Raw genomic sequence first — 12,704 nt, forward strand, 5'->3', positions numbered from 1 at the left:
AAAATTTTCAGGAGCATGAATCATGAGTGTGTATGAATGGGCACGGCAGGAGTTGCGCAGAAGCCAGGATGCAGCGCAGGAAATCGGTTTTGACCCCGGTTTGACCTTGCGCGCCATGCTCAGCGCAGTGGTGCAGCAAAGCAAGGGTGTACGCAGCTTCGAAGACCTGGCCGACGAGTTGCAATACCTTGCAGAAAACCTCGACGACCAGCAGGAATATGCCTTTATGCGGCCTTAGTGGCGCGGCGGCAGGTCTTCGGAAAACAGTTCGTCTTCGGCGTCCGGGGCCACGGGAATCTTGTGTTCTTCAGCGGCCCAGGCACCCAGGTCGATGAGTTTGCAACGGTCCGAGCAGAACGGCCGGTTGAGGTTGGTCGCTTTCCATTCCACGGGGGCGCCGCAGGTTGGGCAGTCGACGGTCAAGGGTTGGCTCATGATCGGCCTCCACGCAAAGTAAGGTAAAAGTGGTGCAGTCGCTCGACCTCGCCATGCAGCCAGGCAAGGTCCTTATCGTTGACCAGCACGTCATCGGCATGGTTCAGGCGGTCTTCGCGGCTGGACTGAGCCTTGAGAATCGCCTGCACCTGTTGTTCGCTGATGCCGTCGCGCTGCAGGGTACGCTGAATCTGCAGCGATTGCGGCACGTCGATCACCAGGATGCGCTGGGTCATGCTGTACTGCCCGGACTCGATCAGCAGCGGTGACACCAGGATCGCGTAGGGCGACTGGGCGCGTGCCAGGTGGCTGCGAATTTCCTCGGCGATCAGCGGGTGCAGCAGGGCTTCCAGCCACAGGCGTTCTTGTGGGACCTCAAAGATCAGTTTGCGCAGCGCGGCACGGTCCAGTTGGCCGTCGGCTTGCAGCACGCCACTGCCGAAATGTTCGGCAATGCGCGCCAGCGCCGGGCGGCCAGGCTCGACGACCCAGCGCGCGGCGTGATCGGCGTCCACCAGGTCGATGCCCAGCTTGATAAAGTGCTCGGCCGCAGCGCTTTTGCCGCTGCCAATGCCGCCCGTGAGCCCAAGAATCCAGGGTGTTGCAACAGAAGTGGTCATCTGAAACCGACAGACTGCAAATAGAAGTCGGTTATTTGACCACCCCAGAGCAATGCAATCCAGCCGGCAATTGCCAGGCAGGGGCCAAACGGCATTGGCGCTGACACCTGGGCCTTACGCAAACGCAACAGAATCAACCCAACAAACACGCCCAGCAGCGAGGCCATCAGCAGGGTCATCGGCAGAATCTGCCAGCCGCCCCAGGCTCCCAGCAAGGCCAATAATTTGAAGTCGCCATGGCCCATACCGTCCTTGCCAGTGACCAGCTTGAAGAGCCAGAACAGGCTCCACAAGCTCATGTAGCCGATGACCGCGCCCCATACTGCATCGGGCAGGGGCGTCAGCAGGTCAGCGCTGTTGAGGATCAGCCCCAGCCATAGCAGCGGCAGCACCAGCACATCCGGCAGCAGTTGGTGGTCCAGATCAATCAGGCTCATCCCCAGCAAGCCCCAACTCAACAGCATCACCGCGCCGGCTTGCCAGCCGAAGCCGAAGTGCCAGGCGACAGCGGCGCAGGTCAGCGCGCACGCCAGTTCGGTGAGAGGATAGCGTAGGCTGATGGGCTCGCGGCAGTGGGCACAACGCCCCCGGAGCAGCAGGTAGCTGAGCACCGGAATATTTTCCCAAGGCCGAATCGGTTGATTGCAGTGCGGGCAGCATGAGTTGGGGCGCATTAGGTTATAGGCGGGCCCACCGGGCTCGGCTGGCAACTCCAGAATCTCATGGGCCTGGGCACGCCACTCCCGCTCGAGCATTTTGGGCAGGCGCCACACCAGCACATTGAGGAAGCTGCCGACGATCAGGCCCAACACCAGCGCCAGGCCAACAAACGCCCAGGGATGTTCGCTCAGCAGCAGGCTCAAAACGCCGTCCCCAATTGGAATACCGGCAAGTACATGGCGACTACCAGCGCGCCGACAATCCCCCCCAATACCACCATGATCAGCGGCTCCATCAGGCTGGAGAGGTTGTCGACCAAGGTGTCCACGTCTGACTCGTAGTGGTTCGCGACTTTTTCCAGCATGCGGTCCAGGGTGCCGGACTCCTCACCGATTGCGGTCATCTGGATCGCCATGCCTGGGAACAGGCCGCTGTTATGCATCGATTGATTCAACTGCATGCCTGTGGATACATCATGGCGCATACGTTCGATTGCCTGTTTGAAGGGGCCATGACCGACGGCGCCAGCCACCGAACCCAATGCCTGTACCAGAGGAACGCCCGCCGCAAAGGTAGTGGATAGCGTGCGAGCGTAGCGTGCGACCGCAGATTTGTGCAGCAGTTTGCCTGCCACGGGCATTTTCAACAAACCCGCCGCCAACCAATGGCGAAAGCCCGGGTAAGTTCGATAGGCGTGATGCCCAGCGACCATTATGGCGCCCACGCCCAGCGCCAGCATCCACCACGCTTGTTGCAACAGTTCCGACAGTGCAATGACCGCCAAGGTAAACCCCGGCAATTGGCCGTTGACCCCGGCGAACAGGTTCTGAAACTGCGGCACAACGTGAATCAACAGCACTGTGCTCACCCCTGTGGCAATTACCAGTACCGCGATAGGGTAGGTCATGGCTTTCTTGATCCTGGTTTTGAGCCGTTGGCTTTTTTCCAGATGAATCGCCACGCGCTCCAGCAGGGTTTCCAGGGCTCCGGCCATTTCGCCAGCCGCCACCAGATTGCAGTACAGCTCATCGAAGTAGCGGGGATATTGACGCAGGGCAGCAACCAACGGGTGGCCGCTGGCAATATGCTGTTTCAGCGCCTTCACCAGTTCGCGCAGCTGTGGGTTTTCGACGCCTTCACTGATGATGTCGAAGGCTTGCAGCAGCGGGATGCCGGCCTTGAGCAAGGTGGCCAACTGGCGAGTGAACAGGGCGATATCTACGGGCGTTATGCGCGTCTTGAAGGTCGGCAGTGCACAAGACTTCTTGCGCACACGCTCTGGGCAGATTCCTTGCTGGCGCAGTTGCACCTTGATCAGCGCAAGGTTATGGCCGGCGATCGTTCCGGATACCCGGCGCCCTTTGCGGTTGATGCCCTCCCAGGCATAGATTGTCGACGTGTCGTTCATGTGAAGTTGGCGCACCCAGGTCGTGAAGAATTTATAGCTTAGTCAGGTGGCGGAGTCGGCCAGGCTGGTGCTGGGCGATAAAATGTCAGATTGTGCGTCTTGCAGGCGAACGGCTGCGTGGGGATGAGTACACTGGCGCCGTTGCACACTACGGGGCGCAGGACGCGCCTTGTCATGGTTCTATTCTGGAGAGTGAAAGAAATGCGTCAAAAAGGTTTTACCTTGATCGAGTTATTGATCGTCGTGGCAATCATCGGCATTTTGGCCACCATCGGCCTGCCCATGTACACCAAGCACCAGGCCAAGGCCAAGTTCACCGCGGGGTTGGCTGAAATCAGCGCGTTGAAGGCCGGCTATGAGGACGTCATTAACCAGGGCACCGTGCCGACCCTGGCCCTCATCGGGGGCACCAGCCCTACCGCCAACTGCACGATCGAAGTGACGGGCGATGTGGCCTCGGGCGCAGGTACTATCCGTTGTGAAATCCTCGATGCGCCCGCGCCCGTGCTCGGCAAGACCATCACCCTGACCCGTAGCACCACCACCGGCTGGAGCTGTGCCACCACGGTAGACCCGCAGTACGCTGCCAAGGGTTGTGGCGCCAACGGCGCGTGACAGTCGCCGGGCGGTGAGCGAGCAAGTTGCTGCATGCCCAATGCAGTGCTAGCTTTAGCCCACCGCCCGTGTAGCTCAGCCGGTAGAGCAGCGCACTCGTAACGCGAAGGTCGCAGGTTCGATTCCTGTCTCGGGCACCACAGGCACCACTGTTTCAACGGCAATGTTTTCAGATGATCCCAGAATGGTTCTGAAGGCCAGGTGAGCCGGGCATTTGCGCCCGCTCTTTTGTATCTGCGCAACCTTGAAGACCCAGATGCATTCCCATTCCTCGATCTAAGAGAACGACATGACCACGACTGAGATGACCCAGGAAGTTCGGCACCAAGAAGCTCTCGAGAAATACCTCGAGGCGACGCCGCAGCTTAAAGAAGAGATCAAGGACCTGAGCGCTGACGATCAGCGTGACCAGATTCAGTGGGCATTTGAAGATGAGGCCGAGAGCCAGGGCTACCAGCCTTGGGAGCTGACCCTCAAGTACACCTCGACACCCGAAGAGTTCGAAGCCGCGCGGTTGGCCTTGCACAAAGAGGCGGCCGAGGTGCTGGGTGTCGAATGGGACGAGTACTGCGAGATGAATAACCTTGTAGTTTAAAAGCAGCCTGTAGGAGCGAGCTTGCTCGCGAAACACTCAAGACCACCGCGTGCCCCCAGAGGTACGCGTTATCGTTAGGGTTTTTCGCGAGCAAGCTCGCTCCTACGGTTACGGCACCTTCAGATACTGAGGCGCATCGACAGGTCCACCGCCTTCACATCCTTGGTCATCGCCCCGATGGAGATGTAGTCCACGCCGGTTTCAGCGATAGGCAGCAAGGTGGTTTCATTGATCCCGCCGCTGGCTTCCAGCTTGGCCTTGCCGGCGTTCAGGCGCACGGCTTCGCGCATGTCGTCCAGGCTCAGTTCATCCAGCATGATGATGTCGGCACCCGCCGCCAGGGCTTCGCGCAACTCTTCCAGGCTTTCCACTTCGATTTCCACCGGCTTGCCCGGGGCTATTTTGTGGGCGGCCGTAATCGCTTGGGCAATACCACCGCAGGCAGCGATGTGGTTTTCCTTGATCAGGAACGCGTCATACAGCCCGATACGGTGGTTGTGGCAACCGCCGCAGGTCACCGCGTACTTCTGCGCCAAACGCAGACCTGGGAGTGTCTTGCGGGTGTCCAGCAGTTTGACCTGGGTGCTCGCGACAAAGTCCGCCAGGAACTGCGCTCGGGTGGCTACACCTGACAGCATCTGCAAAAAATTCAGCGCACTGCGTTCTCCCGTGAGCAGCGAGCGTGCCGGGCCTTCAAGGTGGAACAGCGCCTGGTTGGGGCTGACACGTTCACCGTCAGCTACCTGCCAATGCACGGCGACCCGTGGGTCCAGTTGGCGAAATACCGCATCCACCCAGGCCGTACCGGCAATCACGGCCGCTTCACGGGTAATGATCGTGGCCTTGGCCAGCCGTTCGGCCGGGATCAACTGCGCGGTGATGTCACCACTGCCGATGTCTTCCAGCAGTGCGCGGCGCACGTTGGCTTCGATTTCGGCGGTGAGGTCGGCAAGACGGAGGTTCGGCATAACAGGCTCCACAAACAAAGTGCCTCGATTATAGGGCCAGCGTGCGTTCTAACCCAGCTCGCCACTCATTTACCGCACAAAGTCAGAGTGTGCTGGCGCAACTGCCCTCGTTTGCAAGATAATCTCGCGCCTTGCAATTGGCGTCATAGCTTTGACGTCTTGGTGGTAGCCGGGATATTTGCAGGGCCTGCCGGGCCTGCTCCGGTCTTTCCACCTCTCAAAACCGCCGTTTCAGGAGGCCAGGATGCACAATGACGGGAAGGTGGTGCCTATCAACAGGGCACAGGCCACGCCATCGCCGCTCGCGCGCCTGCCGGTGGTGTTGCTGCAGGTGCGTGACAAGGCTGCGCAACAACTGCAGCAAGGCTTGCAGGAACTGTTCGATAACGCCGACGACACCCTGTTTGAAATGGCCGAAAAGGCCCGTAGCACCGTCGACCATCATATTTTTTTCGAGGCCATGCGCGACCTGCGCCTCAAGCGCAAGAACTTCGAACGCGTGTTCATGGAGCAGCTGTTCGTGGCGTTCGCCAACCTGGGCCAGGCCCGGTGCAGCGGGGCACACCTGGTGCCGTTGGTGTCTTATGAGGCGGTACCCGGCACCAGCGCCGATGACGTGGAAAAAGCCGTGGCCCTGGAGGCGATGCTCGGTCGGGTGCGACACCGTGATGGCTTGGCGCTGGGGCAATTGAACGCGCGCTTGAGTGAACTGCTTGGCAGGCGCCTGGATGATCCGGAAAACCCCTTGGGCCCGGCGCGGCTGTGCGAGTTTTTCCTGCAAGCAGGGCGAAGCCTGGGGGTGGAGATCCGCGTCAAGCTGGTCATGCTCAAGCTGTTTGAGAAGTACGTGCTCAGTGACTCCGACCTGTTGTATGGCGAGGCCAACCAATTGCTGATCGCCACTGGCGTATTGCCGGAACTCAAAGCGGTCCCGTCCCGTCGAGCCGGCGGGCGTGCGGCCCGGGAGCACCAGGACTGCACCGGCCAAGCGGTGGCCGACCCGCCGCTGGATAAAAGCGGCCAGCAAGCGTTCAGCGCCTTGCAGACGTTGTTGGTAGCGGTGCGTGGCAGCTTGGCCCCGACCCTTGAAGCCAGCGCCGAGCCGCAACCCATTGCCACCCGTGATCTGCTGCGGCTGCTGTCGCATTTGCAGCAATATGTACCGGAGCCGGAGAGCGAGGACGATTTCGACCTGCGCAGCCAGCTTGAACAGTTGCTCACCCGGGTCAGTGTCAAAAGTGGCAAGTCGCGGGTGTTGGAAGAAGCAGACGAAGATGTGATCAATCTGGTGGCCATGCTGTTCGAGTTCATGCTCGATGACAGCAGTGTGCCGGACGCTTTCAAGGGGCTGATCGCCCGCTTGCAGATCCCGCTGCTGAAAGTGGCGGTGCTGGACAAGAGCCTGCTCAGTTACACGCAGCATCCGGCGCGGCGCTTGCTCAATGACATCGCGAACGCCGTCATCGGCTGGAGCCCGCCCCATGACCACTCACGAGACAACCTCTATCTGTGTATCGAGCAACTCGTCCAGCGGTTGCTGAATGAGTACGTCGAAGACCCGGCGATTTTCTCCCAGTTGCTCACCACGTTCAGCGCATTTACAGCCCAAGAGCGCACGCGCAGTGAACGTCTTGAACGGCATACCCGTGACGCCGAGCAAGAGCGCCTGCATACCCAGGTGGCGCGCCAGCGTGTGGCGCAGGTGCTCAATCGGCGGCTCGTGGGCAAAACCTTGCCGGCATCGGTGCTGCAATTTGTGCAGCAGGCCTGGAGCCAGGTGCTGTTAGTGGCCGTTCTCAAAAACGGTGAACAATCGCTGCAATGGCAGGCGGCGCTGCGCACCCTGGATGAATTGCTCTGGAGCGTGGGCCTGCGTGAAGACACCGAAGCCGGCCGGCGTTTGCTGGAGCAATTACCCGGGCTGCTCAAAGCATTGCGTGACGGGTTGGCCGGTGCGGCGTTCGATCCTTTCAGTACCCGCGAGTTTTTCCTGCGGTTGCAGGCTCTGCATGTTCAGCCGCTCGACGGCGAGGTGCTGGTCGAAGTCCGCGAGCCTTTTACCCTGGACGCTGGCCCGCCGACCGCCGACAAATCAATGCCCCCTGACGACCCCGACCTGCTCAAGGTCCAGCAGTTGCGAGTCGGTGCCTGGGTTGCGTTGCAGCAACATGAAGCCGGTACCCTGCGCTGCAAGTTGACCGCAATCATGCCGCCCGCCGATACCTATATTTTTGTCAGCCGCACGGGCCTCAAGGTCCTGGAGAAAAGCTCGGGCCAGTTAGCTCTGGCGTTCAAGCAGGGCGTCCTGCACAGCTTGGACGATGGCCCGTTGTTCGAACGTGCGCTGACAGCCGTGGTGGGTAACCTGCGGCAACTCAATCGCGGCAAGTGATCGCAACCGCAGGGTGGAACGCGGCATACTGGTCACATCTCGTCTCACTCAAGGAGCCTGTATGCAGTTGGACCCCGCCAGCGGTTGGTGCCAGGGCATTCGTCATTGCCCTTCGCCCAACTTCAACGAGCGCCCTGAAGGCGAAATCTCGCTGTTGGTGGTGCACAACATCAGTTTGCCTCCGGCGCAGTTCAAGACCGGCAAGGTGCAGGAGTTTTTCCAGAACCGCCTGGATATCTCAGAGCATCCCTACTTTGAAGGGATAGCCAGCCTACGAGTGTCTGCGCATTTTCTGATTGAGCGTGACGGCGCTGTGACGCAGTTTGTTTCGTGCCGCGATCGGGCCTGGCATGCCGGTATCTCCTGCTTCAAGGGGCGCGAGGTGTGCAACGATTTTTCTCTGGGGGTCGAGCTCGAAGGTACGGACGACCTGCCGTTCACCGATGCCCAGTATGCGGCGCTGATCGACCTGACGCGCCAACTGCTGGCCGCTTACCCAGATATCACCTACCAAAATATTTGTGGTCACAGCGACATCGCACCGGGGCGCAAGACCGACCCGGGCCCCGCTTTTGATTGGACGCGCTTTCGCAGCGCCCTGCAGGATGGAGGACACGAACGATGAGTTTCCTGGTGTTGGTGCTGGCGGTATGGATCGAGAAGTTCTCAGCCTTGCGCCTGCGGTTGCAGCGTGACGGCGGATGGATGCGTGAACTGGCCAAGCTGGAATCGAGCCCGCGCATGGGCAAGCGGCCCTGGCTGATCCTGCTGGTATTGGTGCTGTTGCCGGTGGCAGTGCTGGCGTTGCTGTTGCTGGTGCTGGAACCGGTGGCCTATGGCCTGTTGGCATTGCCGGTGCATTTGCTGGTGGTGATCTATAGCCTGGGCCGTGGCGACTTATTGGCAGGGTTGGGACCGTTTCGTGATGCCTGGCGGCGCGGTGACCTGCAGGCGGCCGAGCATGTGGCCGAACGCGACCTCAAGCTTGGCGCCGACAGTGGCGAGCAACTGCTGGAGCGCGTCCAGGGCTACCTGCTGTGGCAGGCGTACCAAAGCTTTTTTGCGGTGATTTTCTGGTATTTCCTGCTGGGCCCGGTGGCCGCCCTGGCGTACCGCCTGTTGGCGCTGGCCAGTGAACACAGCCAGAACCCCTTGGTGGCCGAACGCGCCACGCAATTGCGCCACGCGTTTGACTGGTTGCCGGTACGCCTGCTGGCGGCCAGCTTTGCCTTGGTGGGCAATTTCGTAGGAGTCAGCCGTGTGATGCTCCACGAACTGCTGAGTTGGGACATCAGCGCTGCACAGCTGGTGGAAAAAGTCGGCCTGGCCGCTGCGGAAATCCCGCCGCCAGTGGTGGGGGCCGATGGCATCAACAGCCTGGATCGCCTGTGGGAACTGCTGCTGCGTGCGGCGGTGCTGTGGTATGCCGGGTTTGCCATCTGGACGGTACTCCCCTGATTTGTAGGAGCGAGCTTGCTCGCGAAAACCCTCAACGATAACGCGCGCTTCCTGAATAAACGCGGCGTCGTTAAGTTTTTCGCGAGCAAGCTCGCTCCTACATGGCATTAGGGCTTGCGCCTCTGCGTTAACCTTACGTTACAAAACTCCCTTTCGAATTGAGCTATACAGATAGAGCGCCAAATAGTGGCTATCTGCCGCCGCCCTGCGCCTCAATAAAAATAAAAGAAGGGGAGGTCACCTGTGAAGAGCTTGCTCTATCCCGCCGTCGCGCTGATGAACCGCCTGAGCTTCGGCATGAAGTTCAGCCTGATCAGCGTGCTGTTCCTGCTGCCGATGCTGGCGACCAACTATTACCTGGTGCGCGACTCCTGGCGTGAATACCAGGGCACCCGCGTCGAACTGCAAAGCCTTGACCTGCTCGGCAGCAGCCTCGCGTTGCGTCGCGAGTTGGAAACCCTCAACAACCAGGTACAGATCAACGCCACCCTCGGCCAGTCTGGCAAAGCGGCAGACCTGGAGACCAAGATCAGCGCTTTGGAAGCGAGTGTAGTGGAGCGCTTGCAGGGCTTGCGCGCCATCGCGACCCAGCCCGAGCAAGTTGCGGTCTTTGACAGTAAGCGCGACGAACTGATCGCCGCGTTCAAGGCCCAGCAACAGGAAACCTCGTTGCTCAACAAAGCGGCGTTGATTAGCAAGTTACTCAACCAGGCCCAGATGTTCAGCCAGATCATTGCCAGCCAAGCCGGCTTGAGCCGTGATCCGCAAAGTGATCTGCGCCAGCTCAGCGACCTGGTCACCACCGTCACCCCTCAAGTCACCCAAGCCTTGGGCGAAGGCCGGGCGATGGGCGCGTACTCCCTGGGGCAGGGCTTTATCAATTCGTCCTCCAGCACCCGTTTTGACGAACTGTTGCAGCAACTGGAAAAACTCCACGGTGAATATGGCTTGAAGCTGCAGGACGCACTGGGCGCGAGCAAGGCCGCGCACGCCGCCCTCGACGTCTCGGCGCAAGCCAGCCAGGCGAGCCTTAAGCAAGGCAGTGAGTTTTTCGAAGAGCAGGTGGTGATGGCCGAGACCCTCGACGCGCCTTGGCAGGGGTTTTATGACGGCGTCAGCCAACTGATGGCCAAGACCTATCAATTGGATGACACCACCCTGGCGTTCCTCGGACAGCAGTTGCAGCAGCGCCTGGCGCAGAACCGTTTGCACATGGTGTTGCTGGTCACGGCCCTGGCGGCGGTGTTTGCGCTGATTTTCTATCTCTATGCCGGTTTCTTTGTCTCCACCCGCACCACCTTGCGCCGCCTGGGGGCGATGATGGACAAAGTGGCGGCGGGTGACATGACGGTCACCTTCGTTGCCCAGAGCCGTGACGAACTGGGCGATCTGGGCCAAGTGTTCAATGGCACCGTGGCCAAGATTCATGACCTGATCGAGCGTGTTGGGCATACGGTCAGCCAGGTGGAGTTGCAGGCGGGCCAGGTGCAGGCGGTGTCGGCACAGAGTAACCAGGCGGTGTCCGGCCAGCGCAGCCAGATCGAGCAAGTGGCGACGGCGATGAACCAGATGTCCGCCACCGCCCAGGAGGTGGCTCGCAGCGCGGCGGCGGCGGTCAGCAGTGCTCAGAGCGTCAACGATGAAACCGTCAGCGGGCGTGCGCTGGTGCAATCCCAGCAAGGCGGTATTGCGCGCCTGGCGGCGGAGATCGACGAATCGGTGCGGGTGATCAATCAACTGGCGACCGACAGCCAGTCCATCAGCAACGTCCTGGAGGTCATCAAGAGCATCGCCGAGCAGACCAACCTGCTGGCGCTCAACGCGGCCATCGAAGCGGCGCGCGCCGGTGACCAAGGGCGCGGGTTTGCGGTGGTGGCCGACGAGGTGCGCACTCTGGCCCGGCGTACACAGCACTCCACCGAGGAAATCGAGCAGATGATCATCCGCTTGCACAGCGGCGTCGGTGCGGCGGTGAAGGCCATGGGCAGCAGCCATGAAATGGCGAATGGCACGGTAGGGCAGTCGGAAAAAGTCCAGCAAGCCCTGGAAAATATCCTGGGGGCGGTTGGGATGATCGTCGATCAGAACCAACAGATCGCCGCCGCCGTGGAGCAGCAAACGGCGGTCGCTCAAGACATCGACCAGAACATTGTCGAAATCAACCGCGCCGGCGAGCATGCGGCGCAAGGCGCGCAGCACACGGAAGCGGCCAGTCGGCAACTGGCAACCCAGGTGGTTGAGTTGAAGCAATTGATTGGCGCGTTTCGGGTGTAGGGAGGTTCTGAAGGACGAAGCGGCGGGCCATGTGGCTTATGTCCTGATTTACCGATGCGTGTTTTATCGGGGCGTGAATAGGTGAAAATTTATTTCATCCGTCACGGTCACGAGGGGACAAAACGATGGCCGCCGCAATCGGTATCAAAGGGCATTGCGCCCAATGCAACATCACGTTTGAGCTCAAGCCCTGGCAACTGAACGCCATTGCCATTGATATACCGTTTGACTGTACGTATTGCCACTGCGGGTTGCAGTTGGGGTGCGTCAAGCAGTTGCGCCAGTTCAGGGCCCTGGACCACTGGGCGCTGGTGCGGCCGAGCATGATCATGCTGACGTGCGCAACCTTGCTGATGGCCTTGGTCGCTGAATGGTTGGGGCTGCTCAGTGTGATCGGGCAACTGAACATTTCGCTGGTCGCCGTGCTGATCCATTTGCTGGTGGTGCGCTATGCCCGCCATCGACAGACAATGACCTTGAAGTTGCAGGTGATCAGCCCGCTACCAGTTGAACAGCTCGCACGCATTGCGTGTGCTCGCCTCAGCCAGCAATAAAGGGCTGATACCCATGCGCTCGGCCAGGGCCGTGCAGATCTGCGGCAGGTGCTGCGGGCTATTGCGCTGGTTGGGGTACATGGCCGGGGCCATATCCGGCGAGTCGGTTTCCAGCACCACGGCGTCGAGCGGCAACTGCGCCAGTACCCGGTGCATGCGCAGGGCCTGGGGCCAGGTGGCAGCGCCGCCCAGGCCCAGTTTGAACCCGAGCTTGATGTACTCGCGTGCCTCTTCAGCGCTGCCGGCGAACGCATGGATGATGCCGCCTCTGGGCACGCGGATGCGCTTGAGGGTGGCAATCACGGCGGCGTGGCTGCGGCGAACGTGGAGCAAGGCTGGCAGTTTAAACTCCACCGCGAGTTTCAGTTGGGCTTCAAACAGCGGTTGCTGGCGCTGGTGGTCCAACTGTTCCAGAAAGTAATCCAGGCCAATTTCGCCCACGGCGCACAGTTGCCGGTGGCCATGCAGGCGCGTCAACCAGTCGCCCAGTTCCAGCAGGTCGGCGGGGCGATGCTCATCGAGATACACCGGGTGCAAGCCGAAGGCGGCGAACAGGCCTTCGTCCTGTTGCACCAAGTCCCACAGCCGCTGCCAATTTTTCTGGTACACCCCCAGCACCACCATGCGTCGCACGCCGAGTTCACGGCTGTGGGCGAGGACATGCGAGCGATCGGGGTCGAAGTCCTCGAAGTCCAGGTGCGTGTGGGTGTCGATCAGCTCCACGC

Annotated in this window: 14 protein-coding genes and 1 tRNA gene; 9 read left to right on the forward strand and 6 right to left on the reverse strand. The window is 60.6% G+C overall.

Annotated elements, in window-relative coordinates:
• Window positions 1-22 precede the first annotated feature (22 nt).
• Window positions 23-238: a hypothetical protein gene (locus N2A98_RS04160; protein ID WP_003171680.1), complete on the forward strand. Its 216-nt coding sequence runs from the start codon at window positions 23-25 to the stop codon at window positions 236-238.
• On the opposite strand, the gene yacG is transcribed toward N2A98_RS04160, so the two are convergent.
• Genes yacG through N2A98_RS04180 form a run of 4 tightly spaced genes read right to left on the reverse strand, consistent with a single transcriptional unit; the run spans window position 235 to window position 3,123 of the window.
• Window positions 235-435 (reverse strand): DNA gyrase inhibitor YacG, encoded by a 201-nt coding sequence (gene yacG, locus N2A98_RS04165; protein ID WP_003188437.1) that lies wholly within the window; start codon window positions 433-435, stop codon window positions 235-237. The genes N2A98_RS04160 and yacG overlap by 4 nt on opposite strands.
• Entirely contained in the window at window positions 432-1,055 is a 624-nt protein-coding gene (coaE, locus tag N2A98_RS04170) for a dephospho-CoA kinase (protein WP_032893625.1), read from the reverse strand. Before coaE ends, yacG begins: the two co-directional genes overlap by 4 nt.
• Window positions 1,052-1,918, reverse strand: a complete 867-nt coding sequence (locus N2A98_RS04175) for an A24 family peptidase (RefSeq protein ID WP_275623056.1) — start codon at window positions 1,916-1,918, stop codon at window positions 1,052-1,054. Before N2A98_RS04175 ends, coaE begins: the two co-directional genes overlap by 4 nt.
• Window positions 1,915-3,123, reverse strand: coding sequence for a type II secretion system F family protein (locus tag N2A98_RS04180; RefSeq protein ID WP_275623057.1), 1,209 nt, complete (start codon window positions 3,121-3,123; stop codon window positions 1,915-1,917). The genes N2A98_RS04175 and N2A98_RS04180 overlap by 4 nt, the downstream gene beginning before the upstream one ends.
• Before the next feature lie 201 nt (window positions 3,124-3,324).
• Between N2A98_RS04180 and N2A98_RS04185 the strand changes: the two genes are divergently transcribed.
• From N2A98_RS04185 to N2A98_RS04195, 3 genes are all read left to right on the forward strand, one after another.
• On the forward strand, window positions 3,325-3,738 hold the full coding sequence (locus N2A98_RS04185; protein ID WP_275623058.1) for a pilin: 414 nt from the start codon (window positions 3,325-3,327) through the stop codon (window positions 3,736-3,738).
• A gap of 64 nt (window positions 3,739-3,802) precedes the next feature.
• A tRNA-Thr gene (locus N2A98_RS04190) sits at window positions 3,803-3,878 on the forward strand.
• Window positions 3,879-4,027: 149 nt separating this feature from the next.
• A complete protein-coding gene (locus tag N2A98_RS04195) occupies window positions 4,028-4,333 on the forward strand; it encodes a DUF6388 family protein (protein WP_044271514.1) in 306 nt (101 codons plus the stop codon).
• 119 nt (window positions 4,334-4,452) lie between these two features.
• Here N2A98_RS04195 and nadC read toward each other — a convergent pair whose 3' ends face one another.
• Entirely contained in the window at window positions 4,453-5,301 is an 849-nt protein-coding gene (nadC, locus tag N2A98_RS04200) for a carboxylating nicotinate-nucleotide diphosphorylase (RefSeq protein ID WP_047712568.1), read from the reverse strand.
• A 244-nt stretch (window positions 5,302-5,545) separates the two neighbouring features.
• Between nadC and N2A98_RS04205 the strand changes: the two genes are divergently transcribed.
• From N2A98_RS04205 to N2A98_RS04225, 5 genes are all read left to right on the forward strand, one after another.
• Complete coding sequence (locus N2A98_RS04205) at window positions 5,546-7,693, forward strand: DUF1631 domain-containing protein (RefSeq protein ID WP_275623059.1); 2,148 nt, start codon at window positions 5,546-5,548, stop codon at window positions 7,691-7,693.
• 61 nt (window positions 7,694-7,754) lie between these two features.
• A complete protein-coding gene (gene ampD / locus N2A98_RS04210; protein WP_044271521.1) occupies window positions 7,755-8,318 on the forward strand; it encodes a 1,6-anhydro-N-acetylmuramyl-L-alanine amidase AmpD in 564 nt (187 codons plus the stop codon).
• A complete protein-coding gene (gene ampE / locus N2A98_RS04215; RefSeq protein ID WP_275623060.1) occupies window positions 8,315-9,151 on the forward strand; it encodes a regulatory signaling modulator protein AmpE in 837 nt (278 codons plus the stop codon). The genes ampD and ampE overlap by 4 nt, the downstream gene beginning before the upstream one ends.
• Window positions 9,152-9,394: 243 nt before the next feature.
• Window positions 9,395-11,425, forward strand: coding sequence for a methyl-accepting chemotaxis protein (locus N2A98_RS04220; RefSeq protein WP_275623061.1), 2,031 nt, complete (start codon window positions 9,395-9,397; stop codon window positions 11,423-11,425).
• 125 nt (window positions 11,426-11,550) lie between these two features.
• Window positions 11,551-11,979 carry a hypothetical protein gene (locus N2A98_RS04225; RefSeq protein WP_044271529.1) on the forward strand — a complete coding sequence of 143 codons (429 nt, stop codon included), beginning with the start codon at window positions 11,551-11,553 and terminating at the stop codon, window positions 11,977-11,979.
• On the opposite strand, the gene N2A98_RS04230 is transcribed toward N2A98_RS04225, so the two are convergent.
• Entirely contained in the window at window positions 11,926-12,702 is a 777-nt protein-coding gene (locus tag N2A98_RS04230; RefSeq protein WP_044271531.1) for a TatD family hydrolase, read from the reverse strand. The two genes, N2A98_RS04225 and N2A98_RS04230, sit on opposite strands and share 54 nt — an antisense overlap.
• Window positions 12,703-12,704 lie beyond the last annotated feature (2 nt).

This window comes from Pseudomonas sp. FJ2-5-13 (assembly GCF_029201605.1).
Classification (GTDB): Bacteria; Pseudomonadota; Gammaproteobacteria; order Pseudomonadales; family Pseudomonadaceae; genus Aquipseudomonas; species Aquipseudomonas lactis.